Below are 23833 nucleotides of genomic sequence, written 5' to 3'. Positions count from 1 at the left end.
CATTGCTTCCAGTATTGTTGCCCGCCTGATGGCGGGCTTTTTTTGTCTCAGGCGGCAACGCTTCGTCCGGCCATAGCCTGTTGCCTGAAGCAGATAAAAGTCGATGGCGGTCAGGCAGCAAGCGTCGCTGAGCAGAATAGCGGGAGAACAGGGTGGGGACGGGGCTGAATGTCTGCCCTTTGAATGGCGTTGCCGCAAAGATAGGCTATTTTAGCGCGGATCGTCAGGTTCGCTCAGATCAAGTTTTCTGGCTAATTTATGCAGCGCAACCACTGACATAAAATCCCGGCTACAGTGAAAGAAATCATTCCAGTGCTGGGAAAGAAAGCTGCTGATAGCCTCTTTTTCTTCTTCAGTAAATTCCATAGTAAATTATCATTTTAATTATAAATTAAAAGAGGATTGCCGGGAGAAGCCTGAACAATTCCCGGCAACCACTGAAGCAGTTTCAGCTCAGATAAACAGGAGTAACCTTAAAACGCTCAATAACATCACTAAGCAACATCAGGAACCCGCTTAAAAATATCCCTTTTCAGGCCGGTTACCCATATCATTCCTGCTGACCAGTGATGTCATAACCACGAAAAGGAGTATAGGGTTATAAACTGAAACCATAGCTCAACAGATTTATATTCTGAGGCGTTAACTCCGGCCGCAGAATGCATTCTCCTCTTCTGGTCCCGCAACAGAATCAACATTTACTGACCTGATGATCCCGTGGTCCTGGTAAAATCAGGAAATTTTCTGGCTGGCGGAAAATAGTGCCACGGTGCCGCAGATTTTAATCTCAACCTGTCTGAAAGAGGCCTCGAGGATTTTTTTTAATTCCTCTGCTGAGTCCTGCCAGTTGCTGAATATCCCTTTTTTGTTATAGATATTCATCAGTTTGCGGCCAAATTTGTTATGAATTACGCCGGAACCCAGAATCGTCGCGCCATAGAGTATCCCGTCAGCCTTGAGCGTCCGCGCGGCATTGGCGATCACCGCCGATTTGAACGCCATTTCACCCGGCAGACAGTGCAGCAGGTAGAACAGAGAAACCGAGTCAAAACGATGATTCAGCCGGTCGGGCAAGGGTTTGAAAATATCGTGCTCAATGCATTCCGGGGTGTATCGCGCGCTGACCCGCTGGCTGGCCGCCTTTAAACTGCTGGGGTTGAGATCAACCAGTGTGAGATGGCCCGCCTGTTGGCTGCTCTGGGCTAAATAGAAGCCGGTTCCCACCCCGATGTCCATATGATCCTTGCCCAGAAAGGCCTGGAAATGGTCAAGAAGAACCGGCCGGGTTTTACACTGCCACGCATAACTGTTTGATATGTCGAGCACCCACCAGTCATAGAGCCGCAGAGAGAGCGGCGTGTAAACCTGCGCGCCTCTTTTCGTTTCGATATTCATCCCTAAATTCTCCTGTGAAAAGCGGTGTAATGATTGAGTTGCACACCGGGCATGGTTCTCCTCTGGCCGGTTGCGTCGCGCTTAACAGTGGTGCTGACGATAGAGCGTCCACTGTTCAATACGTTGACCATCTGGCAGCGTGCAGAAATGGTTCTCACCTGCTGCGTCTCTGACCCGCTCCAGTTTACCCCCCATTTTCAGACAGTATTGCGACGCCGGATTAGCCATGCCAATTCTGCGCGGCAGATCGTCGTGTGGGGTGCAGGCAGATAATAAAAGTGCGGCTGCGGCTATCAAACATTTTTTCATCATTAACTTTAATCAGATTGGTGATTACATCGTCAATCGCCACTATTACGCTGGCGTAATTCACGGTGATATTTATGGTAGTCGACGCCACATTCTGCCGAGCAGAAGGCAGTGTTAGCGACAATAGGTTGATCTTCGCACCAGATACAGATGCCATCAGGACTGACTGGCTGCGGTTTACGGTTGGTTAAGGCCGCCGCAATAATTGCCTGCTCAACCTGTTGTGATAAATCAGCGTCATCCATAGCCATCTTCTCATATTGCTGTTGAATCAACGTCACGTACGGACTCATTAATACCGGCTGCCCGGCGCATCATCGCTTTAAACCTGAAGATCACTCTGGTTTATGCCTTGAAGGGCAGCGAATTACCTTTGCTATCTTAATACGGCTGGCCGGGTAAATACTTTGAGATGAGATAAAGTTTTTATAAATAACCGGGCGGGCAGCGTCATTCACTATTGCGCTGCCCGCGCCTGGATGTTAACGCCGCTGAAAACCAGACCGGGTTTATCGCTATTTAACCGCTGCCGACTCAGGCTGATATTAAATAAACGCTAAACCGTTGGGATATTTAACGCAGCTGTCGTGCGCGCAGGCCGCTATTTATCACTGGCGATACCATGCTTCTTCATCATCGCACGCAACTGGTGGTAAGTGACGCCCAGCAGACCGGCCGCGCGGCGCTGGTTATAGCGCGCCTGTTGCAGGCTGGCCTCCACCAGATCGCGCTCCTGCTGATTCTGCCACTGACGCAGATCCAGCGGCAGGGCGGGCAGCGCGCTGCTTTCAGCGTCCGGGCTCAGAGGGGAGCGCGCCACTGGCTCAGGCCGTGAAGCGAACGGATTAATGATAACCGTATCCAGCGGCTGCTCACTGCTGTTATGGCGATAAACCGATCGCTCGACCACGTTTTTCAGTTCGCGGACGTTACCCGGCCAGTGGTAGTCGAGCAGGGCCTGTTGTGCCTGTGGGGTGAAGCCGGGAAACAGCAGCAGGCCGAGCTCCCGGCACATCTGAATGGCGAAATGCTCAGCCATCACCAGAATATCGCTGCGGCGTTCGCGCAGCGGTGGCAGCTGCACCACGTCAAAGGCCAGTCGATCCAGCAGGTCGGCGCGGAACTTCCCTGCCGCGGCCAGCGCGGGCAGATCTTCATTGGTGGCGCAGACCAGCCGCACATTCACCTGCAAAGAGTGGTTGCCGCCGACCCGTTCCAGCTGTCCATATTCAATTACCCGCAGCAGCTTTTCCTGCACCAGCATCGGTGCCGTCGCCAGCTCATCCAGAAACAGCGTGCCGCCGTCGGCCCGTTCAAAGCGACCGAGATGACGCTTCTGCGCGCCTGTGAACGCGCCCGCTTCATGACCAAAGAGTTCAGAATCGAGCAGATTCTCATTCAGGGCGGCGCAGTTCAGCGAGATAAAAGGGCCCTGCCAGCGGTCTGAAAGATAGTGTAAGCGGCTGGCGATCAGCTCTTTACCGGTACCGCGCTCGCCAATCACCAGCACCGGTTTCTCCAGCGGCGCCAGTTTGGAAACCTGCTCCAGCACTTCAAGAAAGTTGTTCGATTCACCCAGAAGATTGTCGTTGGTTACTGCCATGATGAATTTCGCCACCTGTTAATCATTTTCACTATATTAGAACAAGCGGGAAAAGGTGTAAAATTTTAAAAGATAGAAAAATCAAGTGATTATAAAATTGGCACGCATCTTGTATTAACTAAGCAGCCTATCGGGTATTAAAACATTTAAAGAGGAACATCATTATGGGTATTTTTTCTCGCTTCGCTGACATCGTAAATGCCAACATCAACTCGCTGCTGGAGCGTGCGGAAGATCCGCAGAAACTGGTGCGGCTGATGATTCAGGAAATGGAAGACACCTTAGTTGAAGTCCGTTCGACCTCGGCACGGGCGCTGGCGGAAAAGAAACAGCTGTCACGTCGCATTGAGCAGGCTGAAATCCAGCAGGCTGAATGGCAGGAAAAAGCGGAGCTGGCGCTGCGTAAAGATAAAGATGACTTAGCCCGCTCGGCGCTGATTGAGAAACAGAAACTGACTGACCTGATCGCGTCGCTGAAGCAGGAAGTGAGCCAGGTGGAAGAGACGCTGGATCGCATGAAAGGCGAAATCGGTGAGCTGGAGAAGAAACTGAGTGAAACCCGCGCTCGCCAGCAGGCGTTAACGCTGCGTCATCAGGCGGCCTCTTCATCACGCGATGTACGTCGTCAGCTGGACAGCGGTAAAATCGATGAGGCGATGGCACGCTTTGAATCCTTTGAGCGTCGTATCGATCATATGGAAGCGGAAGCGGAAAGCCACGGCTTCGGTAAACCGAAAACCCTGGACCAGCAGTTTACCGATCTGAAAGCGGATGATGAGATCAGCCAGCAGCTTAACGCCTTAAAAGCCAAAATGAACCGCAGTGAGTAATCATCGACGTTGCGAAAAGTGATAAAGGAGAGTCAATGAGCGCACTTTTTCTCGCCATACCACTGACCATCTTCGTGCTGTTTGTGGCACCGATCTGGTTATGGCTGCATTACAACAAAGGCAACGGCGGTTCGGAACTGTCGCAAAGCGAAATCCAGCGCCTGCAACGTGTCACCCTGGAAGCCCAGCGGATGCGTGAACGTATCGACGCGCTGGAAGCGATTCTGGACGCCGAACATCCTAACTGGAGGCAGCCATGATGAAAGGCCGTAAACTCTGGCGCAAGCCTGAAGAAGGGAAGCTGATGGGCGTCTGCGCTGGCCTGGCGGAGTATCTGGATATTCCGGTCCGTCTGTTGCGCATCATTGTGGTGTTATCGCTGTTCTTTGGGCTGTTTATGTTTACCGTCGTCGCCTACTTTGTGCTGGGTTATGTGCTGGATGCCAAACCCGCAGCGCTGAAAGAGGGCGAGCGCCAGCCCAGCGCCAGCGAGCTGCTCGATCAACTGGAGAGCGCCTTGCAGCAGGATGAGCGCAGCGTGCGCGACGTGGAACGCTACGTCACCTCTGAAACCTTCAGTGTGCGCAGCCGCTTCCGTCAGATTTGATTCTGCTTACTCCGGGCCTGGCTCAGGCCCCTTGCTGACACTCTGGAGGTACTGATGTCATTTTCACGAACCACCGCTTTTGGTCAGCGCGCGGCGCCTGTGTTGAAGTCGGCGGCCAGATTCATCATTATCAATGCTGTAACTTATGGTCCGGCCGGCGTTACGGGCTGGGCGGTGAAATCGGTCGCGCGGCGTCCTTTACGTCTGCTGCTGACTCTGGCGCTTGAGCCGATGCTGAAACGAGTAATGAACCGGGCGGCGTCGCGCTTCATCAGGGAGAAAGATGAAAAGACTGCAAACTGAATTAGTGGCATTGATGAACCGCGGCGTCGATCGCCATCTGCGCCTGGCGGTGACCGGCCTGAGCCGCAGCGGTAAAACGGCCTTTATTACCTCACTGGTTAATCAGCTTTTAACGGTTCACAGCGGCGCACGTTTGCCGCTGTTTTCCGTGGTGCGGGATGAGCGCCTGTTAGGGGTAAAGCGGGTGCCGCAGCGCGACATGGGCACCGCGCGTTTTACCTACGATGAGGGCCTGGCGCAGCTCTACAGCACGCCACCCGCCTGGCCAACGCCAACCCGTGGCGTCAGCGAAATGCGGCTGGCGCTGCGCTACCGCCCCAATGATTCTCTGCTGCGTCACCTGAAAGAGACCGCGACCCTCTATCTGGAAATCGTCGATTATCCGGGTGAATGGCTGCTGGATCTGCCGATGCTGGCCCAGGATTATCTCGCCTGGTCGCGCCAGATGAACGGTCTGCTTCAGGGCGACCGCGCTGAGTGGGCCAGACCCTGGCGCACGCTCTGCCAGCAGCTTGATCCTTTTGCCCCGGCCGATGAAACCCAGCTGGCGGAGATCGCGGCCGCCTGGACCGACTACCTGCACCGCTGTAAATCAGAAGGCTTACACTTTATTCAGCCCGGCCGCTTTGTGCTGCCCGGCGACATGGCGGGCGCGCCCGCCTTACAGTTCTTTCCCTGGCCGACCGACGATGAGGCGCAGCTGACTAAGCTGGCCCAGGCCGACAAGGGCAGTCACTTCGGCATGCTGCAACAGCGGTTTAACTACTATTGCCAGCATGTGGTGAAGGGCTTCTATAAAAATCACTTTCTGCGTTTTGATCGCCAGATTGTGCTGGTCGACTGTCTGCAACCGCTGAACAGCGGCCCGCAGGCCTTTAACGACATGCGGCTGGCGCTGACGCAGCTGATGCAGAGTTTTCATTACGGTCAGCGCACGCTGTTCCGTCGGCTCTTCTCACCGGTGATCGATAAGTTACTGTTTGCCGCCACCAAAGCGGACCATATCACCAGCGATCAGCACGGCAATATGGTGTCGCTGTTACAGCAGCTGGTGCAGGATGCCTGGCAGAACGCCGCGTTTGAAGGGATCAGCATGGACTGTATCGGACTCGCTTCGGTGCAGGCGACGCAGAGCGGACTGGTCGATCATCGTGGCGAAAAGATCCCGGCGCTGCGCGGCAATCGGCTCAGTGATGGCGAGCCGCTCACCGTCTACCCGGGCGAAGTGCCGCCGCGCCTGCCGGGCAACGCCTTCTGGCAGCAGCAGGGCTTTCAGTTTGAACAGTTCCGGCCGCAGCAGCTGGACGTTGATCGTCCGCTGCCGCATATCCGCATGGATGCCGCGCTGGAGTTTTTATTAGGAGATAAATTGCGATGAGTGATCCGCTGAAGCCGCGTATCGACTTTGCCCATCCGCTGGAGGAGAACAGCAGCACGCCGCTGCGTCCGGCGCAGACCTTTGCCGCCGAGACCGAAGCCGCCTTTCTGGCGGTGCAGGATGAAGATGTCGCTGTCGAAGAGGAGGGCGCAGGTGAGCGCGCGGTGGAAGCCGCGCTGAAACCCCGGCGCAGTCTGTGGCGCAGACTGGTGACGGCGGGCGTGCTGCTGTTTGGCGTCAGCGTCATTGCCCAGGGCGTTCAGTGGACCCATGACGCCTGGCTGAGCCGCGACTGGTTTGCGCTCGGCAGTGGCATGGCGGGCGGCCTGATTGTACTGGCGGGCGTGGGCGCACTCACCAGCGAATGGCGACGTCTCTACCAGTTGCGCCAGCGGGCCGAAGAGCGGGATGTAGGGCGTGAACTGCTGCACAGTCACGGCATTGGCAAAGGCCGGGCCTTCTGCGAGAAGCTGGCGCAGCAGGCGGAGCTGGATCAGGCGCATCCGGCGCTACAGCGCTGGCACGCCGCACTGCACGAAACCCACAATGACAGTGAAGTTGTGCGGCTCTACGCGCAGCTGGTGCAGCCGGTGCTGGACCGCCAGGCGCGACGCGAAATCAGCCGTCACGCGGCGGAAGCGACGCTTATGATCGCGGTCAGCCCGCTGGCGCTGGTGGATATGGCGTTTATCGCCTGGCGAAATCTGCGGCTGGTGAACCGCATCGCCGCGATTTATGGCATTGAGCTGGGTTATTTCAGCCGTATCCGGCTGTTCCGGCTGGTGCTGCTCAACATGGCCTTTGCCGGGGCTTCAGAACTGGTGCGTGAGGTCGGTATGGACTGGATGTCGCAGGATATTGCCGCCCGTCTCTCAACCCGCGCAGCCCAGGGGATTGGCGCAGGATTACTTACCGCCCGGCTGGGGATAAAAGCGATGGAACTCTGCCGTCCGCTGCCGTGGCTGGAGCAGGATAAGCCGCGGCTGGGCGATTTTCGTCGGGAACTGCTGGGCCAGATGAAAGAGGCGTTGCACAAGGGCGGTAATAAGAGCGCCTGACAGCAGCCAGGCGGTCAGCTGTTCAGAAAAAGCCTGGCACTGACAAAGCCTGCTCCTCGGGCGCTGACGCGGCTCATCCCGCTGGTGGTACAAAAGTCAGTCGGATGAGTTAACGCTGTCAACTTTTCCTGACAGAGCCCTTTCTGCTGGCACATCTCTTAGCGTATCATCGCTTTATCTGAACCTGATTAAGGCGAAAACAATGCGTCTGGAAGTGTTCTGTCAGGACCGTATCGGCCTGACGCGAGAACTGCTCGACCTGCTGGTGGCGCGCAACATCGATTTGCGCGGTATCGAAATCGCGGCGCTGGGCCGCATCTATCTGAACTTTTCCGCCCTGGAATTTGACGCTTTCAGTAACCTGATGGCGGAAATCCGGCGTACACCCGGCGTAACAGATGTGCGCACCGTGGCGTACATGCCCTCAGAGCGTGAGCATCGGGCGCTGAGCGCGCTGCTGGTGGCGATGCCGGAACCAGTCTTTTCCATCGATTTGAAAAGCAAAGTTGAACTGGCTAATCCGGCGGCGCAAAACCTGTTTAATCTCGACGAACAGAAGATTCGTAACTTCAGCGCCGGTAATCTGATTAACGGTTTCAACTTTATGCGCTGGCTGGAGAGTGAGCGGGTCGAAGCGCAGGCGCAGCATGTGGTGATTGAGGGACGCGACTTTCTGATGGAGGCGCGCCCCATCTACCTGCCCGGTGAAGAGGGCGAGAACGATCAGCCGGTCGGCGCGATGGTGATGCTGAAATCGACCGCGCGCATGGGCCGTCAGTTGCAGAATCTGGTGGTGACCGATGAGTCGGAGTTCGATCATATTATTGCCGTCACGCCAAAAATGCGGCAGGTGGTCGATCAGGCGCGCAAGCTGGCGATGCTTGATGCCCCTTTGCTGATCGTCGGCGATACCGGAACCGGTAAGGATATGCTGGCGCGCGCCTGTCATCTGCGCAGCGCCCGCGGCAAAAATCCTTTCCTCGCCCTGAACTGTGCGTCGCTGCCTGATGATGTCGCGGAGAGCGAGCTGTTTGGCCATGCCGCTGGTGCTTATCCGAATGCGCTGGAGGGCAAAAAAGGCTTCTTTGAGCAGGCTAACGGTGGCTCGGTCCTGCTGGATGAAATTGGTGAGATGTCACCCAGAATGCAGACCAAATTGCTGCGTTTTCTGAATGATGGCACCTTCCGGCGCGTTGGCGAAGAGCACGAGGTGCATGTCAACGTGCGCGTCATCTGCGCCACGCAGAAGAACCTGATTGAGCTGGTGCAGCGCGGTGAGTTCCGTGAGGATCTCTTCTACCGGCTGAACGTGCTGACGCTGCAACTGCCGCCGCTGCGCGACCGTCCGCAGGATATTCTGCCGCTGACCGAAATGTTTGTCGCCCGCTTTGCCGATGAGCAGGGCATGCCGCGTCCGCGACTGTCACCGCAGCTCAACGCCTTTTTAACCCGTTACGCCTGGCCGGGTAACGTGCGTCAGCTGAAAAACGCGCTCTACCGGGCGTTAACCCAGCTGGAAGGCTACGAACTGCGACCCCAGGATATTGTGCTGCCGGAGCAGGCGCTGGATGTCTCGCTGGGGGATGAGGCGCTGGAGGGGACGCTGGATCAAATCACCAGCCGTTTTGAACGTTCGATTCTGACCCGGCTCTATCTCTCTTATCCCAGCACCCGAAAACTGGCTAAACGACTTGGTGTCTCGCACACCGCGATTGCCAACAAGCTGCGGGAGTATGGGCTGGGGCAGAAGCGCAGCGAAAGCGAGTAAGTCGCCACCGCAAGAGAAGAAGCGGATAACCCGGTTATCCGCTTTTTTATTACTTCAGCGCAGCCAGCGCCGCGTCATAGTCTGGCTCAGTGGTAATTTCATCCACCAGCTGGCTGTAGAGCACTTTGTCATTCTCATCCAGCACAATCACCGCGCGGGCGGTGAGGCCTTCCAGCGCGCCATCGGCGATTTCCACACCATATTCATACTTAAACTCTGAACCGCGCAGCGTCGAGAGCGTCACCACGTTATTCAGATTCTCTGCGCCGCAGAAGCGTGACTGGGCAAAGGGCAGGTCAGCAGAGATGCACAGCACCACGGTATTGTTCAGTTCGCTGGCCGCCTGATTGAATTTACGCACCGATGAGGCGCAAACGCCGGTATCAACGCTGGGGAAAATGTTCAGAATCTTGCGTTTTCCTGCATACTCAGAGAGCGCCACGTTGACCAGGTTTTTAGCGACCAGGGTAAAGGCTTTGGCTTTATCGCCAGCCTGAGGAAACTGCCCGGCAACCGGCACGGCGTTACCCTGAAAATGTACAGTCTGAGACATAGTGATTCCTTTTATGGTAGAGAGACCTGAGAGAAGACCGCTAAAGACAGGGCTTGTTTATGACATAATTTTTAAGGGTTTACGAGTTCAATTGTTAAATTCAGCGTGGCGGTCTGCCACTGCGTCAACCATTCTGGAGTGGAAATGAAAACGGTAAAAAGTTATCCCGAAGCCTGGCCGCTGCATACGCCGTTTGTCATTGCCCGAGGCACCCGGACCGAAGTGAAGGTGGTGGTGGTTGAAATTGAAGAGGCGGGCGTGAAAGGGATCGGGGAGGCGACCCCTTACGCCCGCTACGGTGAAACCGAAGCGTCGGTGCTGGCGCAAATCGCCTCGCTGCTGCCGGCGCTGCAACAGGGGATGACGCGCGAAGCGTTACAGCAGGCGCTGCCCGCCGGGGCGGCGCGTAACGCCATCGACAGCGCTTTGTGGGATCTCAGCGCGCATCAGCAGCGCCGCAGCCTGTGGCAGCTCAGCGGGGTAACCGCGCCAGCGGATGTGGTGACCGCTCAGACGGTGAGTATCGATACCCCCGAAGCGATGGCCAGCAGCGCACTGGCGCTATGGCAGCATGGCGCGACCCTGCTGAAGATTAAGCTGGATAATAATTTTATCACCGAGCGTCTGATGGCGATCCGGGCGGCGGTGCCGCAGGCGACCCTGATTGTCGATGCCAACGAGTCCTGGCACGCGGAAGGTCTGGCGGCGCGCTGTCAGCTGCTGGCCGACATTGATGTGGCGATGCTGGAGCAGCCGCTGCCAGCGGGCGAAGATGCGGCGCTGGAAAACTTTATCCACCCGCTGCCGATCTGTGCCGATGAGAGCTGCCACACCCGTGACAGCCTGGCGGCGCTGCGGGGGCGTTATGAGATGGTGAATATCAAGCTGGATAAGGCGGGCGGCCTGACCGAAGCACTGGCGCTGGCCGACGCTGCGCGGCAGCAGGGGTTTGCGCTGATGCTCGGCTGTATGCTCTGCACCTCGCGCGCCATCCGCGCCGCGCTGCCGCTGGTACCGCAGAGCCGCTTCGCCGACCTCGACGGACCGACCTGGCTGGCGGTGGATGCTGAGCCGGCGATCAGGGTGCAGAACGGTCAGCTGATCATTGCTGCCAGCGCAGCAGGTTAACCATCATGTCCAGATAGGTTTCTGTCGCCTCATCGACAGAGATCACCGGCATTTCGGCGGTGACGCAGGGCAGGCTGAGATCTTTACACCAGCTGCCGAACGATCCGGGCGTGTCATAGCCGACGCTGCTGACGCGCGGCAGCCTGGTCTGTGCCGCCAGCCAGCCGCCAATCTCCGCCTGATGCGGATCGTCAATGCAGCCCAGCGGTTCATGCCATGAGACCACCCAGCGCGGTTTCAGCTGATGGATCAGCGCGCAGAGCGCCTGGGTCTCTGGTTCCGAGGCGGGGTGCGTACCGGCAGAGAGCACCACGTCACGCGCGTCGGCGACGCTGTTCCAGCGATAAACCGTCTCGCCCGACTGCCAGTTAGCGGCCGGAAAGTTGCGGTTAAGATCGACGCCATTGGCGTTGGCGCGTAGCCCAAGCTGGCAGCCATCCGGGTTGACCGCCAGCACCACATGATGGCGACGCATCCGGTCCGGCAGCGTCCGCAGCGCCGCAGAGAGCGTGGCGATAGCCGCGTTCTCGTCGCCATGGGTGCCAGCCAGAATCAGGCCGCTGTCACCTTCACTCAGCGGAGCCGGGAACCAGAGCAGCGGCGCGCCCAGCACCGAGCGGCCATATTGCTGATAGGGAACGTCGAGTTTGCCGCGCAGCGGACGCGGGTGTAATGACGACATCTTCATATCCTCTGAAAGGTTTTTCTAAAAGTAGCGGAAAAGCGGCGTTCGGAAAATAGCTAAATATCTGTCAACGATTTGCGTTAAAGTGCCGGGAGACAAGCTGCACCGGCACTGAACGGATGTAGCGCTTCTTTGGGGTAAAGGAGTGATGATGGCAAAGACCTTTCGTATAACGCTGGCGGCAGTCAGCCTGAGCAGCATAGTGACACCGACTTTCGCGGCGAATCTGCCCGCTGGCGCGCAGCTGGCTGAGCAGCAGCAGATTGTCCGGCATATTAAAGATGAACCCGCCTCGCTCGATCCGCTTAAAGCGGTCGGGCTGCCCGAAATCCAGGTGATCCGCGATCTGTTCGAAGGTCTCACCAATCAGGATGCGCAGGGTAAAATCGTGCCGGGCGTGGCGCAGAGCTGGAGCAGCAGCGATAACAAAACCTGGATCTTCACCCTGCGTAACAACGCCCGCTGGTCCAACGGCGAGCCGGTGACCGCAAAAGATTTTGTCTACAGCTGGCAGCGACTGGTTAATCCTGAAAACAGCTCCCCCTTTGCCTGGTTCGCCGCCCTGAGCGGTATCGACAACGCCGCGGCGATCACCAAAGGTGAGATGACGCCAGATAAGCTGGGGGTGGTGGCGCTGGATAACAGCCGCCTGAAAGTGACGCTGGACCGGCCGGTGCCCTGGTTCCCGGCGCTGGTGGCCAACGTCGCGCTGTTTCCGGTGCCGCAGCAGACCCTTGCGCAACTGGGTGATGGCTGGACCGCGCCCGGCAAACTGGTGGGCAACGGCGCTTACCGGCTTAGTGAGCGGGTGGTAAATGAAAAAATTGTGCTGACCCGCAATCCGCACTACTGGGACGATGCGCACTCGGTGCTGAACAAAGTGACCTTTGTGCCGATTAACGAAGAGTCGAGCGCCACTAAACGCTATCGCGCCAACGACATCGACATTACCGAATCTTTCCCGAAAAACATGTACGCGCTGTTGAAGAAGACGCTGCCGGGCGAGGTCTACACGCCTGACCAGCTCGGCACCTACTATTACGCCTTTAACACCGTGAAAGGTCCGACCGCCGATGTGCGGGTGCGTAAAGCGCTCTCCTGGTCCATCGACCGCAGGATTATCGCTGAAAAGGTGCTGGGTACCGGGGAAAAACCCGCCTGGCACTTCACCCCTGACGTCACCGCGGGCTTCCGACCGCTGCCCGCTTTCCTGCAACAGCACGATCAGAGCACCCTGAACGCGCAGGCCAAAGCGCTGCTCTCCTCGGCGGGGTATGGTCCGGGCAAACCGCTGAAACTCAGGCTGCTCTACAACACCTCGGAGAGCCATCAGAAGATTGCGATTGCGGTGGCGTCGATGTGGAAAAAGAACCTCGGGGTGGATGTCACCCTGGAAAACCAGGAGTGGAAAACCTATATCGACAGTCGCAACAGCGGTAATTTCGACGTTATTCGCGCCTCCTGGGTGGGGGATTACAACGAGCCCTCAACCTTCCTCAACCTGCTCACCTCCGGCAACAGCAGCAATATCGCGCGCTTCAGCAATGCGGATTATGACGCGGCGATCGCCAAAGCCAGCAAAGAGACCAGCGACGAGGCGCGCAACAGCGATTACAACCGTGCCGAGCAGATCCTCGCTGAGCAGGCACCGATTGCGCCGATCTATCAATATACCAATGGCCGCCTGATTAAACCCTGGGTCAAAGGCTATCCCATCGCCAACCCGGAAGATGTCGCCTACAGCCGCGAGCTGTGGATTGCGAAGCACTGAGCCGCGCGCGGCCGCAAGACGGCTGCGCGACATCTTTCCATACAGCCCGACGATTGCAACTCATCAGCGCCACGCTAGACTGCATCGTATTGATTTTGATAACGAGGTGAAGGTGTGGACGTAATTCAGGGAAAAGCATTGCAGGTGTCAGACGCGATTATCGCCTGCCAGCTGGATGGCAAGGGCGGCATGATCCCGATTGCCGGGGATGAGGTGATCCACTGCGAACAGCCAAGCTGGCTGCATCTGAACTATACCCATCGCCAGAGTGCGGAGTGGCTGCAATCAACGCCGCAAATCCCGGACGCGGTGCGTGACGCCTTAGCGGGTGACAGCATGCGGCCGCGCGTCAGCCGGCTGGGTGACGGATTTATCATCGTGCTGCGCAGCGTCAACCACAACAGCGATGCCCGTCCCGACCAGCTGGTGGCGATGCGGGTGTTTATCAACGACAAGCTGATCGTCTCGACCCGGCGGCGTAAAGTCTTTGCGGTTGATGAAGTGCTGAAAGAGTTACAGAACGGTAATGGCCCGATCGATTGCGGCAGCTGGCTGGTCGAACTCTGTGACGCGCTGACCGATCACACCAGCGAGTTTATTGAAGAGTTGCATGACAAAATCATTGAGCTGGAAGATGCGCTGCTGGATCAGCGGATGCCAGCGCGCGGCGAGCTGGGTTTGCTGCGCAAGCAGCTGATTGTGATGCGGCGCTACATGGCACCGCAGCGGGATGTCTACGCCCGGCTGGCCAGCGAAAAGCTCGCCTGGATGGATGACAGTGAACGGCGACGGATGCAGGAGATCGCCGATCGCCTGGGGCGCGGGCTCGATGACCTCGATGCGGGCGTGGCGCGAACCGCCATCCTCGCCGACGAGGTCGCCTCTTCAATGGCGGAATCGATGAATCGCCGGACCTATACCATGTCGCTGATGGCGATGATCTTCCTGCCTGCCACCTTCCTGACCGGGCTGTTTGGCGTCAACCTCGGTGGCATTCCGGGAGGCGAGTGGCATTACGGCTTTTCACTCTTCTGTCTGTTGCTGGTGGCGCTGGCGCTGGGGGTAACGGCTTACCTGCGTAAACGGCGCTGGATGTAGGAAAGTGTGCACTTTTTGCGCCGGAATCGCGTTATCTCTGCTGAGAAACGCCATAAAGCGCGCAAAAGCTGATCGACATCAAGAACCCATAAGCGCAGCTGACGCAAACTCTCTCCCGCAGGTGAATGCAACGTCAAGCGATGGGCGTTGCGCTCCATATTGTCTTACTTCCTAATTTAGAATTATTGCATAGCACATTTAATTCGAAACATGCCGGCCATAGCGCCGGCTTTTTTTTTGCCCGCTGGCTGTAACCCCATTCCTTACCTATGCTTAAGATTCATTCGTCAGCAAAGGAGCACGGCATGAACGCGATTCTTAACAGCGAGCCGATACCCACGGATCCGACACCGATTCCTGACCCGATTCCTCAGCCGCAACCCCAGCCCGATCCGCCACCGGACCCGGAATTTCCGCCGGTAATGGATCCGCCACCGCACCGCAACATATAAAAAAAGGGCGTGCTGCTGACAGCACGCCCTTGATCATTTCAGCACTTACTTAATCTGAAGCACATCCAGACGTGCGCTGAGATCAGGCGCATCCTCTTCATCGCTTCGCCAGCCCACTGGCTGCAACGGCAGCGTTTCCCGGTCGAAGGCGAGATCGCCGCCGTCAACTACAGCATCACCATGCTTGATGCCTTTGAAGTCAAACAGATTAATATCCGCCAGGTGCGACGGCACCACATTCTGCATCGCGCTGAACATGGTTTCGATACGGCCCGGATAGCGCTTATCCCAGTCGCGCAGCATATCCGCCACCACCTGACGTTGCAGGTTGGGCTGAGAACCGCACAGGTTGCAGGGAATAATCGGGAACTGGCGCGCTTCAGAGAAGCGGATAATATCTTTTTCGCGACAGTAGGCGAGCGGACGAATCACAATGTGTTTGCCATCATCACTCATCAGCTTAGGCGGCATCCCTTTGAGTTTTCCGCCGTAGAACATATTAAGGAACAGCGTTTGCAGGATGTCGTCACGGTGGTGGCCCAGTGCGATTTTAGTACAGCCCAGCTCGGTGGCGGTGCGATAGAGAATGCCCCGGCGCAGTCGGGAGCAGAGTGAGCAGGTCGTTTTCCCTTCGGGGATCTTATCTTTGACGATGGAGTAGGTATCTTCTTCGATAATCCGATACTCCACCCCCTGAGACTCAAGATATTCCGGCAGAATGTGCTGAGGAAAACCCGGCTGTTTCTGGTCAAGGTTAACGGCAATCAGGCTGAAGCTGACCGGCGCGCTTTTTTGCAGACTGCGCAGGATCTCCAGCATGGTATAGCTGTCTTTACCACCGGAGAGGCAAACCATGATGCGGTCGCCTTCTTCGATCATATTGAAATCCGCAATCGCTTCTCCAACATGACGGCGCAGGCGTTTTTGCAGCTTATTGAGGTTGTACTGTTCTTTCTTGTCAACCGTTTGATTATCTTGCATTTTTATCTATCTCTGAAGCCAGAATAGGTCCCTGGGGTGCCAGCGATGGCACGCGCTCAGGCAAACGCTGCTCTGCGGTGTCACGAATATGCAGCGTATGGTACGGATTGTTGCCGCGATTGCCAGCGCTGGAGTGAAGAAAGCTGCACCTTAAAGCGTGCCGCGCTGAGGGGCGGGGCGATAAAACGCACTTAACAGGCTCACCAGCTGAGGGGGCGATTGCCTGTCTGACCAGAGAGAGAGCGGTTAACCCTCGTTGGCCGGGACATGATCCCACTCACAATCGATCTCATCCTGGTGCGTGGAGCAGGCGGGCGGCGAGGCTTGATAAGCCGCGTTTGCGTGCTTAGGGTTTTTCACTGCGCATCCCGCCGAGATAAAAATGAAGAAGAGAATAAGCAGATATTTCATTGTCACGCCCGGATAACCAAAAACAGACAGCGTGCATGCGGCTGACTCAATCAGCTATCAACAGAAAGGAGGATTCCCCTCATCTTTTTTGATATGCATCAACCCTGAACCTATTTTAAGAAAAAAGGGAAATAAATGCCTTTTTATCTTTAATGGTTAACGGCAGGTCAGCAGCAGAAGAAAGTGTGCTGTTGAATAAGGGTTGAAGAGAGTGCTTTATACTGTTCAGCCTGAATTAAAGTTTTCGGTTTAACCGGCGTTAATGGTTTTAATCGATGTTAACAACAGGCCAGGCCGGATTAGTGACTCAGCGACCAATAGCGTGTCAGGATTTCGATCGCATCCTGTTAATCTTATGCAATAAAAACAGATTATTAGCTGATTTTTCTGGCTGCCGTGCGCGATGCAGAGCCAGGGACGCCGGGAAACGCGCCAGGCTCTGCGCTGCGCACGTTTTGTGAATACAGCGATTCGACGAAAACGTTAAATACCGAATCATTGAAACCGAAAAATAGCGTTAACCGAATATGAGCCATTGGGGCACAACCAAAAAAATTAAAAAGTACGGCTTCAGATTTTCAATTACGCTGATGCTCTTTTTACTATGCTATGTTGCAATTATGTATGCTGGCGTGCAGTTGCTGATTAATCACCCCGGATTATTCCATTTCCTGCTGCACTGAGTCACATCAGCCGCAGGTTTTAAAAATCCAGCGGTAAGCCTGGTGCAGAAGAAATTTCAGCGAGGAAAAAAATTCGTGTACGCCTTCTTCAGCCATACAGTTACCACTCTCCAGCACACTATTTACCGAGCCCCGATGATTCAGGAACACCATGAACCCGACAGCTCCGCCGATTAAGAGTAAAACAGACAGTTTCAGCGTCAGGCTGACATTTTTAGAGGCGGCAGCGGGCAGGGCGGTTTGAGTATTGTCAGATTGTAAAGACATGGGTCTCCAGCCAGAATGATTGCGCAGGCAGTCAGTATGGCATCAATCCGCATTCCCCTTTTTGTCTCAGGTCAGGGAGTGGTTGCACTGGCGTTTAAAAAAGGCGTCTGACTTCGCGACGGGGCCGTGGGCGCGCACTCTGGCAGAGCGCGCCCGCGGAAAGCGTTATCAGCCTCGGGCGATTACATCATCTCCAGCGACTGCACCCCTTTGATTTCCATCACTTTGTCGTAGAGGTGGGCATCATTGAACTTGCGCGATAATGTTACCTGCACGCTCAGCTCACACAGCCCGCTCTCCTCATCCCGGTTGATGACGGTGACGTTACCGTAGCGAATGCCTTCCCGCTGCATCACCAGCAGTACCAGCGGTACGCTTTTGGGTTTCAGGTAAACCAGCAGCGTATGATGTTTGCCAATCAGCACATGACTGAGGCGACGAAACACCTCCAGCACCACCAGCGCCAGCACCGTGCCATAAATACCAATCTCATACATGCCGCTACCAATCACCAGGCCAATTGCCGCCGTCACCCATAAACCTGCGGCGGTAGTCAGACCTTTCACCACCTGCTTCTGGATCATGATGGTGCCGGCGCCGAGAAAGCCCATGCCGCTGACCACCTGGGCTGCGACCCGGCTTGGGTCCAGCGCCACATGTTCGCTGTTCAGCATGTCGGCAAAGCCATATTTTGACACCAGCATGAACATTGCACTGCCAATACCCACCAGAATGTGCGTGCGCAGCCCCGCCTCTTTGGCCCGCATCTGGCGCTCCATCCCGATCAGGCCGCCAAGGATCCCGGCCAGGGCGATGCGAATTAACATATCCATTAACATGGCATTACTCCGATTTTAAAAAGGCAGAAAGAAGGTGACAGTTCAGCTATAGCCGGTAAACAAGATAATTCTGCTTGCAAATGATGCCGGATAATTTTGTAAAAAGCTGTTTCACCTCTCGACCCCTTGTGCTGCCTGGCATATGCTGACCCAGCCTTTAACCCCAACCCCCGGAGTCCGACTGATGAAAGCAGCCACTTTTTTGCTGGCCGGTGCCGCGCTATTACTCTCTGCCTGTAGCAGCCACAGTGATGATAACGAGCCACCTCAACAAGCCACTGCCGCCCATATCCAGCCGCGGGTGGTGATGTCTTCGCTGGCCGAAAGCAACTGCACCAACGCAGGCGGAACCCTGGCGTTCTCTCATCAGCTGGATGGATCGCGAATTGGCATGTGCCAGTTGGTGAATGGCCGTCGCTGTGATGAACAGGCGCTGATTGGCGGACGCTGCGCGCGCTGATAAGCAGGCCGGATGAGACCGGCCCGTGGTGATCAGGCAGAAACCTGGTTCGGGCAGGTTTCGCCCCGTTCCAGCTGGCTGAGGTTGTTGAGCGTGGTTTCTGAGATGGCGGTCAGCGCTTCGGCGGTTAAAAACGCCTGATGACCGGTGAACAGGACGTTATGACAGGCCGACAGCCGGCGGAACACATCATCCTGGATCACATCATTCGACTTATCTTCAAAGAACAGGTCGCGTTCATTCTCATAGACATCCATTCCGAGCGCGCCAATTTTCTGCTTTTTCAGCGCGTCAATCGCCGCCTGCGAATCGATTAACCCGCCGCGGCTGGTGTTGATGATCATCACGCCATCCCGCATCTGATTAAAAGCGTCGGCATTGAGCAGGTGATGATTCTCCGGCGTCAGCGGGCAGTGCAGCGTGATGACGTGGGATTCCGCAAACAGCGTTTTCAGATCCACATACTCCGCCCCCAGCTCCAGCGCCTGCGCGCTTGGATAGGGATCAAACGCCAGCAGCCGCATACCAAAGCCTTTCAGGATGCGCATCGTCGCAATACCAATCTTGCCGGTGCCAATCACGCCGGCGGTTTTGCCATGCATGTTAAAGCCGGTCAGCCCGTCGAGCGAAAAGTTGGCGTCGCGGGTACGCTGATAAGCGCGATGTATCCGGCGGTTCAGCGCCATCATCATGCCAATGGTGTGCTCGGCGACCGCCTCCGGTGAATAGGCCGGGACGCGCACCACCGGCAGACCCAGTTCCGCCGCCGCCGCCAGATCCACATTATTGAAACCGGCACAGCGCAGCGCAATATACTTCACACCCAGTGAGGCCAGCTCTTCCAGTACCGGACGGCTGCCATCATCGTTAACGAAGAGGCAGACCGCATCACAGCCGACGGCGGTTTTCGCCGTGGAGGGGGTCAGTAAGAAGTCAAAAAACACCAGCTCAAAGCCAGCCTGCTGGTTGACCTGCTCAAAGTATTTCTGATCGTAATGTTTAGTGCTGTAGACCGCGATTTTCATTGTTATGCTCCTGCAGAGTGATAACTCAAGGATAACGTTTTCTGGCGGACTTTGCTGAAACCGCTGCTTTGCATCGGGCTCAGACCTTCACCTTGCGGGCGTTACATGCCATCATCCGTGTCAGGATAGGGTAAGGAAAAGGACTATGGCTTTGATGCCACCGATTTTCCGGCGACGCATTGCAGCCGTTCTGGCGCTAATTCTGCTGTTGCTGGGCCTGATGTTAACCGTGACGCATTGGCTGCCCCGACTGGCCGGTCTCTGGCTGCCACCCGACACCCGCATTGAACTCTCTGGTGCTCCCCGCTGGCGGCAGGGCGGTGTCTGGTTTCCCGCCATCCGCTATCTGGCGGGTGACTGCCCGCTGGCCACGGTGGATAAGGTGGCGCTGGGCTGGCATCAGTCGCGCTGGAAGCTCAGCGCGGCTCAGCTGACCCTTAACAGCGACTGCCTGCAAAAATTACCCGCCAGTACTGCCGATACCACCGCCCCCAAAACCCTGGCGGAGTGGCAGGCGATGCTGCCTGGCGCAGACGTGCATCTGGCCAGGCTGGTGGTCGCGCCCTGGCAGAGCTATGCGGGCGCGCTGGATCTGACTCTGGAGCGGGATCACCAGCAGCTCAGCTATCAGGGGGATAATCTGCAACTGGCGGCGACGCTCACCGGTCAGCAGCTCGCTATCCGCCATCTGCGGCTGAGCCATCCCGCACTGCCGGAACCTGTCACCCTGAGCGGTCAGCTGGAACTCCCCACCTTTGCCAATGGCCTGCCGGTAAGCGGCGACGTGGCGGGACAACTGGCGCTGGCGGCGCTGCCGCATCCGCTACAACTTCATCTCGACTGGCAGCAGCAGCAGGGCGTGTTGAGCGTGATGATGCAGGAGATGAAGCGGCCGCTGCTGCGACTGCCGTGGCAGGTGAGCCGCGACCAGATTCGTATTCAGCAGGGCGAATACTTCTGGCCACTGGCCGCGCAGCCACTTTCAGGTTTTGTTAACCTGACGCTGGATAACTGGCAGTCGGGCCCTGAAGCCCGTGTGCTTAGCGGGCGGGTGAATCTGCTGACCCAGGGACGCGGCGGCAAAGGCAATGTGGTGCTGGGCCTTGGGCCCGGCAGGCTCAGCCTGACTGACAGCCAGCTGCCGTTTCAGCTGACCGGTGAGAGCAAGCTGGCCGATCTGCAACTTTACGGCTCCATTCCGGGCATACTCAGCGGCTCGCTGCTCGATCCGCAGTTACTGCTCCAGCCGAAATCGCTGCTGCGCCTGCGCGGACGCCTGCTCTCTACGCTGGAAGTGGATGAGGCGCGCTGGCCGCTGGCGGGCGTGCGGCTCTCGTCGCAGGGCATTGATGGCCGGTTGCAGGCGATACTCAACGCCCACGACCCCAGTTTTGGTCGCTTCCGGCTGCACCTCGATGGCCGCGCCAGTGATTTCTGGCCTGACAAGGGCGAATGGAACTGGCGCTACTGGGGCGCAGGCGAGATGCTGCCGCTTCAGGCGCGCTGGGATGTCAAAGGGACCGGCGGCTGGCACGATACCCTGATCCAGCTCGATAGCTTATCCACCGGCTTTAATCAGCTGGCCTATGGCAGCGTCGACGTGGCAAAACCGCGCCTGACGCTGACTGCGCCGGTCAACTGGCAGCGTGCCGCCGGACATCCCGCGTTTAACGGTAAATTCCGCCTCCAGACGGGCGCGACCCGCTTCAGTTACGGTGGCCGGCTGGATAACGCCACGCTCGACTTTGAGGCCCGCGGGCGCGATCCTGGCTATTTCCTCTGGCGCGGCGAGCTGAAAGCGGGCCGGGTCGGACCGCTTCAGGTCAATGGCCGCTGGGATGGCGAGCGGCTGCGGGGCGAGGCCTGGTGGCCGGCCCAGTCGCTGACGGTTTTTCAGCCGCTGCTCAGTCAGGATCTGAAAATGCAGATCCAGGGCGGCGAGTTACAGGCGCAGGTCGCCTTCTCCGCCGCGCGCGATCAGGGATTCCAGGCGGGTGGTCACTGGAAGGTGACGCAGGGCAGCGTCTGGACGCCCGACAGTCAGATCAACGGCGTCGATTTTTCCCTGCCGTTTCGCTTCAGCAATCAGCAGTGGCAGTTTGGTCAGCACGGGCCGGTTTCCCTGCGCATCGCGGAAATAAAGAACCAGTTTGCGATGCAGAACATCCGTGCCGATCTTCAGGGCAGCTGGCCGTGGAGCGAACGGCAGCCGCTGACGCTACAGGATGTCAGTCTTGATCTGCTGGGCGGGCAGATCACCCTGCCAGCATTGCGCATGCCGCAGCATCAGCCCGCGCGGGTGTCGCTGCGCAATATCAGCCTGAGCAAGCTGGTGACGGCCATTAATCCGAAACAGTTTGCCATGTCCGGCAGGATCAACGGCGAGCTGCCGCTGTGGCTGAATAATCCCCGCTGGCTGGTTGAAAAAGGGTGGATTGCCAATAGTGGTCCGCTGACCTTCCGGCTGGATAAAGATATGGCGGATGCGATTACCCGCAATAACGTCGCGACCGGCGCGGCGCTGGACTGGTTACGTTATATGGAGATCTCCCGCAGCTGGGCGACGATTAATCTGGATAATCTCGGCGACCTCACTATGGCGGCAGAGGTGCAGGGCGTCAGCCAGTTCAGTAACCGTCGTCAGACGGTCAATCTTAACTATCATCATCAGGAAAACCTGTTTCAGCTCTGGCGCAGCCTGCGCTTTGGCGATAATTTGCAATCCTGGTTAGAGCAACATGCGACTCTGCCATCGAACAAGGACACCTCACCATGAGCCTCAGGGCACTACTGGTTCTGGCAGCCGGACTGCTGAGTATTGGCTGCGTGCCGCGCATTGAAGTGACGGCACCCAAAGATCCCATCACCATCAATATGAACGTGAAAATCGAACACGAAATCCATATCAAAGTGGATAAAGACGTGGAAGCGTTACTGAAAAACCAGAGCGACCTGTTCTGAGGAGAACGAAGATGAAACGCATCAGCGTGGCGCTGTTTTTTGCCCTGGCGATGGCGCAACCCGCCTGGGCACTGACGCTGGATCAGGCGCGGCAATCGGGACGGGTCGGCGAAACCCTCTCCGGCTATCTGGCTGCCCGTGCACAGGATAGCGAAACCCAGGCGCTGGTGCAGCGCATTAACGCCGGGCGTCAGCAGCAGTATCAGCGGCTGGCCCAGCAGAACAACCTGACCACCGCCGAGGTCGCCAGCATCGCGGGCCAGAAGCTGGTGAGCCGGGCGGCGGCGGGAGAATATGTGCGCGGTATCAACGGTCAGTGGCTGAAGAAAGAGGGCAGCGCCACGCCGTGAGTCGGTCACCGGCAAAAAAAAGCCGGGCACAGGGCCCGGCGGGTGACAACCTCTTCAAAAGATGAGCGCGATTATGCGGTCACGATCTGTTTGATGGCGTCTTTCGCTTCAGCGGTCGCTTTGCTGGCCACTTCCGGGCCGTAAGCGATACCTTCAGCAAACACAAACTCAACGTCAGTGATGCCGATAAAGCCCAGGAACAGCTTCACGTAAGGGGTCAGCAGGTCAGTTGGGGTATCTTTGTGAATGCCGCCACGGCTGGAGATCACTACTGCGGTTTTGCCTTTAACCAGACCTTCCGGGCCTGCTTCGGTGTAGCGGAAGGTCACGCCAGCACGGGCGATCAGGTCGAAGTAGTTCTTCAACTGGGTCGGGATGTTGAAGTTGTACATCGGCGCGGCAATCACCACTTCATCATGCGCCTGGAGTTCTGCAATCAGCTCATCTGACAGCGCCAGCGCCTCCTGCTGACGTGGCGACAGTGGTGCGTCGGAGGGACGCAGCGCGCCCACTAACTCACCATCCAGCACCGGGATCGGATTAGCGGCCAGGTCACGTACAGTGACTTCTTTACCCTGTGCTTTTGCCTGTTCAACGTAGAAGTCAGCCAGCTGGCTTGACTGTGAGTAGCCTGCGAGGATGCTTGATTTCAGAACTAACACTTTGCTCATGGTGATTTCCTGTCTGTAACGCGGAAGGCTTTCCGCTCAATGGTTTACACTCTACGGTTATCAATGGCGCGGTGAAAGCGCAATATTTCGAGCCCTATGTTCGAATTTATTGAATAAGTCGGAGCGGCACCCGCCGTTGGGGCCGTTCAGAATGTGCTATTATGCGCACAATTAATTTATTGAATCAGCTGGTTATCCCGGCTTACAGGGCGCTGTTTCATGCAGCCGCACTGACTGTGTAAGGTAC

At 57.0% G+C, this 23833-nt stretch carries 27 protein-coding genes; 15 read left to right on the top strand and 12 right to left on the bottom strand.

Going from position 1 to position 23833, the window contains the following annotated elements:
• Window positions 1-210 precede the first annotated feature (210 nt).
• From ACCW71_RS06235 to pspF, 5 genes are all read right to left on the bottom strand, one after another.
• The gene (locus ACCW71_RS06235) at window positions 211-366 is read right to left on the bottom strand and encodes a hypothetical protein (RefSeq protein WP_436370241.1); all 156 of its coding nucleotides are present in this window, start codon (window positions 364-366) and stop codon (window positions 211-213) included.
• 366 nt (window positions 367-732) lie between these two features.
• Window positions 733-1395, bottom strand: coding sequence for a class I SAM-dependent methyltransferase (locus tag ACCW71_RS06230; RefSeq protein ID WP_436370240.1), 663 nt, complete (start codon window positions 1393-1395; stop codon window positions 733-735).
• Between the two features lie 81 nt (window positions 1396-1476).
• Window positions 1477-1623, bottom strand: coding sequence for a putative hemolysin (locus ACCW71_RS06225; protein ID WP_436370239.1), 147 nt, complete (start codon window positions 1621-1623; stop codon window positions 1477-1479).
• Between the two features lie 113 nt (window positions 1624-1736).
• Entirely contained in the window at window positions 1737-1949 is a 213-nt protein-coding gene (locus ACCW71_RS06220; protein ID WP_436370533.1) for a hypothetical protein, read from the bottom strand.
• Between the two features lie 356 nt (window positions 1950-2305).
• Window positions 2306-3307, bottom strand: coding sequence for a phage shock protein operon transcriptional activator (pspF, locus tag ACCW71_RS06215; protein WP_436370238.1), 1002 nt, complete (start codon window positions 3305-3307; stop codon window positions 2306-2308).
• Between the two features lie 164 nt (window positions 3308-3471).
• Between pspF and pspA the strand changes: the two genes are divergently transcribed.
• The 7 genes from pspA (at window position 3472) to tyrR (ending at window position 9251) form a co-directional block, all read left to right on the top strand.
• Entirely contained in the window at window positions 3472-4137 is a 666-nt protein-coding gene (gene pspA / locus ACCW71_RS06210; RefSeq protein WP_436370236.1) for a phage shock protein PspA, read from the top strand.
• Window positions 4138-4172: 35 nt separating this feature from the next.
• Complete coding sequence (gene pspB / locus ACCW71_RS06205) at window positions 4173-4397, top strand: envelope stress response membrane protein PspB (RefSeq protein ID WP_436370235.1); 225 nt, start codon at window positions 4173-4175, stop codon at window positions 4395-4397.
• A complete protein-coding gene (gene pspC / locus ACCW71_RS06200) occupies window positions 4394-4744 on the top strand; it encodes an envelope stress response membrane protein PspC (RefSeq protein ID WP_436370234.1) in 351 nt (116 codons plus the stop codon). The genes pspB and pspC overlap by 4 nt, the downstream gene beginning before the upstream one ends.
• A gap of 54 nt (window positions 4745-4798) precedes the next feature.
• Window positions 4799-5047 carry a phage shock protein PspD gene (gene pspD / locus ACCW71_RS06195; RefSeq protein ID WP_436370232.1) on the top strand — a complete coding sequence of 83 codons (249 nt, stop codon included), beginning with the start codon at window positions 4799-4801 and terminating at the stop codon, window positions 5045-5047.
• Window positions 5028-6425, top strand: a complete 1398-nt coding sequence (locus ACCW71_RS06190) for a YcjX family protein (RefSeq protein ID WP_436370231.1) — start codon at window positions 5028-5030, stop codon at window positions 6423-6425. Before pspD ends, ACCW71_RS06190 begins: the two co-directional genes overlap by 20 nt.
• Window positions 6422-7483, top strand: a complete 1062-nt coding sequence (locus tag ACCW71_RS06185; RefSeq protein WP_436370230.1) for a YcjF family protein — start codon at window positions 6422-6424, stop codon at window positions 7481-7483. The genes ACCW71_RS06190 and ACCW71_RS06185 overlap by 4 nt, the downstream gene beginning before the upstream one ends.
• Before the next feature lie 202 nt (window positions 7484-7685).
• Window positions 7686-9251, top strand: coding sequence for a transcriptional regulator TyrR (gene tyrR, locus ACCW71_RS06180; protein WP_436370229.1), 1566 nt, complete (start codon window positions 7686-7688; stop codon window positions 9249-9251).
• Between the two features lie 49 nt (window positions 9252-9300).
• On the opposite strand, the gene tpx is transcribed toward tyrR, so the two are convergent.
• Window positions 9301-9804, bottom strand: coding sequence for a thiol peroxidase (gene tpx / locus ACCW71_RS06175; RefSeq protein WP_436370228.1), 504 nt, complete (start codon window positions 9802-9804; stop codon window positions 9301-9303).
• A gap of 144 nt (window positions 9805-9948) precedes the next feature.
• On the opposite strand from tpx, the gene ycjG reads away from it, so the two are divergent.
• Window positions 9949-10932, top strand: a complete 984-nt coding sequence (ycjG, locus tag ACCW71_RS06170; RefSeq protein ID WP_436370227.1) for an L-Ala-D/L-Glu epimerase — start codon at window positions 9949-9951, stop codon at window positions 10930-10932.
• Here the strand turns inward: ycjG and mpaA are convergent.
• Window positions 10907-11614 carry a murein tripeptide amidase MpaA gene (gene mpaA, locus ACCW71_RS06165; protein WP_436370226.1) on the bottom strand — a complete coding sequence of 236 codons (708 nt, stop codon included), beginning with the start codon at window positions 11612-11614 and terminating at the stop codon, window positions 10907-10909. The genes ycjG and mpaA overlap by 26 nt on opposite strands.
• A gap of 154 nt (window positions 11615-11768) precedes the next feature.
• On the opposite strand from mpaA, the gene ACCW71_RS06160 reads away from it, so the two are divergent.
• The 3 genes from ACCW71_RS06160 (at window position 11769) to ACCW71_RS06150 (ending at window position 14938) form a co-directional block, all read left to right on the top strand.
• The gene (locus ACCW71_RS06160; RefSeq protein ID WP_436370225.1) at window positions 11769-13388 is read left to right on the top strand and encodes a peptide ABC transporter substrate-binding protein; all 1620 of its coding nucleotides are present in this window, start codon (window positions 11769-11771) and stop codon (window positions 13386-13388) included.
• 114 nt (window positions 13389-13502) lie between these two features.
• A complete protein-coding gene (gene zntB, locus ACCW71_RS06155) occupies window positions 13503-14486 on the top strand; it encodes a zinc transporter ZntB (protein ID WP_436370224.1) in 984 nt (327 codons plus the stop codon).
• Between the two features lie 305 nt (window positions 14487-14791).
• Window positions 14792-14938, top strand: a complete 147-nt coding sequence (locus tag ACCW71_RS06150) for a hypothetical protein (RefSeq protein ID WP_162836816.1) — start codon at window positions 14792-14794, stop codon at window positions 14936-14938.
• A gap of 45 nt (window positions 14939-14983) precedes the next feature.
• Here the strand turns inward: ACCW71_RS06150 and ttcA are convergent, their stop codons facing one another.
• The 3 genes from ttcA to ACCW71_RS06135 all read right to left on the bottom strand — a co-directional run bounded on the left by ttcA (window position 14984) and on the right by ACCW71_RS06135 (window position 18119).
• Window positions 14984-15919, bottom strand: a complete 936-nt coding sequence (gene ttcA, locus ACCW71_RS06145; protein WP_436370223.1) for a tRNA 2-thiocytidine(32) synthetase TtcA — start codon at window positions 15917-15919, stop codon at window positions 14984-14986.
• Window positions 15920-17019: 1100 nt separating this feature from the next.
• Window positions 17020-17280: a hypothetical protein gene (locus ACCW71_RS06140; protein WP_436370222.1), complete on the bottom strand. Its 261-nt coding sequence runs from the start codon at window positions 17278-17280 to the stop codon at window positions 17020-17022.
• 182 nt (window positions 17281-17462) lie between these two features.
• Window positions 17463-18119, bottom strand: a complete 657-nt coding sequence (locus ACCW71_RS06135) for an MgtC/SapB family protein (protein ID WP_436370221.1) — start codon at window positions 18117-18119, stop codon at window positions 17463-17465.
• Between the two features lie 184 nt (window positions 18120-18303).
• Here ACCW71_RS06135 and ACCW71_RS06130 point away from each other — a divergent pair, with 184 nt between their 5' ends.
• Complete coding sequence (locus ACCW71_RS06130) at window positions 18304-18579, top strand: putative hemolysin (protein WP_436370220.1); 276 nt, start codon at window positions 18304-18306, stop codon at window positions 18577-18579.
• A gap of 32 nt (window positions 18580-18611) precedes the next feature.
• Here ACCW71_RS06130 and ACCW71_RS06125 read toward each other — a convergent pair whose 3' ends face one another.
• Complete coding sequence (locus tag ACCW71_RS06125) at window positions 18612-19604, bottom strand: 2-hydroxyacid dehydrogenase (protein WP_436370219.1); 993 nt, start codon at window positions 19602-19604, stop codon at window positions 18612-18614.
• A gap of 145 nt (window positions 19605-19749) precedes the next feature.
• Between ACCW71_RS06125 and ACCW71_RS06120 the strand changes: the two genes are divergently transcribed.
• The 3 genes from ACCW71_RS06120 to ACCW71_RS06110 are packed head-to-tail and all read left to right on the top strand — an operon-like array spanning window position 19750 to window position 22915.
• On the top strand, window positions 19750-22380 hold the full coding sequence (locus tag ACCW71_RS06120; protein WP_436370218.1) for a YdbH family protein: 2631 nt from the start codon (window positions 19750-19752) through the stop codon (window positions 22378-22380).
• Window positions 22377-22565, top strand: coding sequence for a YnbE family lipoprotein (locus ACCW71_RS06115; RefSeq protein ID WP_436370217.1), 189 nt, complete (start codon window positions 22377-22379; stop codon window positions 22563-22565). Before ACCW71_RS06120 ends, ACCW71_RS06115 begins: the two co-directional genes overlap by 4 nt.
• Window positions 22566-22576: 11 nt before the next feature.
• The gene (locus ACCW71_RS06110) at window positions 22577-22915 is read left to right on the top strand and encodes a YdbL family protein (RefSeq protein WP_436370216.1); all 339 of its coding nucleotides are present in this window, start codon (window positions 22577-22579) and stop codon (window positions 22913-22915) included.
• Window positions 22916-22986: 71 nt separating this feature from the next.
• Here the strand turns inward: ACCW71_RS06110 and azoR are convergent, their stop codons facing one another.
• Window positions 22987-23586, bottom strand: coding sequence for an FMN-dependent NADH-azoreductase (azoR, locus tag ACCW71_RS06105; protein WP_436370215.1), 600 nt, complete (start codon window positions 23584-23586; stop codon window positions 22987-22989).
• Between the last annotated feature and the right edge of the window lie 247 nt (window positions 23587-23833).

The organism is Pantoea sp. C2G6 (genome assembly GCF_051336815.1).
Lineage (GTDB): Bacteria > Pseudomonadota > Gammaproteobacteria > Enterobacterales > Enterobacteriaceae > Pantoea.
Note: the sequence above shows the minus strand (reverse complement) of the source record. Positions and strands in the feature narration are given on the sequence as shown.

Excerpts from the sequence above, each read along its gene's own strand:
- ACCW71_RS06235 (WP_436370241.1), bottom strand. The coding sequence starts at position 366 with ATGGAATTTACTGAAGAAGAAAAAGAGGCTATCAGCAGCTTTCTTTCC.
- ACCW71_RS06230 (WP_436370240.1), bottom strand. The coding sequence starts at position 1,395 with ATGAATATCGAAACGAAAAGAGGCGCGCAGGTTTACACGCCGCTCTCT.
- ACCW71_RS06225 (WP_436370239.1), bottom strand. The coding sequence starts at position 1,623 with ATGGCTAATCCGGCGTCGCAATACTGTCTGAAAATGGGGGGTAAACTG.
- ACCW71_RS06220 (WP_436370533.1), bottom strand. The coding sequence starts at position 1,949 with ATGGATGACGCTGATTTATCACAACAGGTTGAGCAGGCAATTATTGCG.
- pspF (WP_436370238.1), bottom strand. The coding sequence starts at position 3,307 with ATGGCAGTAACCAACGACAATCTTCTGGGTGAATCGAACAACTTTCTT.
- pspA (WP_436370236.1), top strand. The coding sequence starts at position 3,472 with ATGGGTATTTTTTCTCGCTTCGCTGACATCGTAAATGCCAACATCAAC.
- pspB (WP_436370235.1), top strand. The coding sequence starts at position 4,173 with ATGAGCGCACTTTTTCTCGCCATACCACTGACCATCTTCGTGCTGTTT.
- pspC (WP_436370234.1), top strand. The coding sequence starts at position 4,394 with ATGATGAAAGGCCGTAAACTCTGGCGCAAGCCTGAAGAAGGGAAGCTG.
- pspD (WP_436370232.1), top strand. The coding sequence starts at position 4,799 with ATGTCATTTTCACGAACCACCGCTTTTGGTCAGCGCGCGGCGCCTGTG.
- ACCW71_RS06190 (WP_436370231.1), top strand. The coding sequence starts at position 5,028 with ATGAAAAGACTGCAAACTGAATTAGTGGCATTGATGAACCGCGGCGTC.
- ACCW71_RS06185 (WP_436370230.1), top strand. The coding sequence starts at position 6,422 with ATGAGTGATCCGCTGAAGCCGCGTATCGACTTTGCCCATCCGCTGGAG.
- tyrR (WP_436370229.1), top strand. The coding sequence starts at position 7,686 with ATGCGTCTGGAAGTGTTCTGTCAGGACCGTATCGGCCTGACGCGAGAA.
- tpx (WP_436370228.1), bottom strand. The coding sequence starts at position 9,804 with ATGTCTCAGACTGTACATTTTCAGGGTAACGCCGTGCCGGTTGCCGGG.
- ycjG (WP_436370227.1), top strand. The coding sequence starts at position 9,949 with ATGAAAACGGTAAAAAGTTATCCCGAAGCCTGGCCGCTGCATACGCCG.
- mpaA (WP_436370226.1), bottom strand. The coding sequence starts at position 11,614 with ATGTCGTCATTACACCCGCGTCCGCTGCGCGGCAAACTCGACGTTCCC.
- ACCW71_RS06160 (WP_436370225.1), top strand. The coding sequence starts at position 11,769 with ATGGCAAAGACCTTTCGTATAACGCTGGCGGCAGTCAGCCTGAGCAGC.
- ACCW71_RS06150 (WP_162836816.1), top strand. The coding sequence starts at position 14,792 with ATGAACGCGATTCTTAACAGCGAGCCGATACCCACGGATCCGACACCG.
- ttcA (WP_436370223.1), bottom strand. The coding sequence starts at position 15,919 with ATGCAAGATAATCAAACGGTTGACAAGAAAGAACAGTACAACCTCAAT.
- ACCW71_RS06140 (WP_436370222.1), bottom strand. The coding sequence starts at position 17,280 with ATGTCTTTACAATCTGACAATACTCAAACCGCCCTGCCCGCTGCCGCC.
- ACCW71_RS06135 (WP_436370221.1), bottom strand. The coding sequence starts at position 18,119 with ATGTTAATGGATATGTTAATTCGCATCGCCCTGGCCGGGATCCTTGGC.
- ACCW71_RS06130 (WP_436370220.1), top strand. The coding sequence starts at position 18,304 with ATGAAAGCAGCCACTTTTTTGCTGGCCGGTGCCGCGCTATTACTCTCT.
- ACCW71_RS06125 (WP_436370219.1), bottom strand. The coding sequence starts at position 19,604 with ATGAAAATCGCGGTCTACAGCACTAAACATTACGATCAGAAATACTTT.
- ACCW71_RS06120 (WP_436370218.1), top strand. The coding sequence starts at position 19,750 with ATGGCTTTGATGCCACCGATTTTCCGGCGACGCATTGCAGCCGTTCTG.
- ACCW71_RS06115 (WP_436370217.1), top strand. The coding sequence starts at position 22,377 with ATGAGCCTCAGGGCACTACTGGTTCTGGCAGCCGGACTGCTGAGTATT.
- ACCW71_RS06110 (WP_436370216.1), top strand. The coding sequence starts at position 22,577 with ATGAAACGCATCAGCGTGGCGCTGTTTTTTGCCCTGGCGATGGCGCAA.
- azoR (WP_436370215.1), bottom strand. The coding sequence starts at position 23,586 with ATGAGCAAAGTGTTAGTTCTGAAATCAAGCATCCTCGCAGGCTACTCA.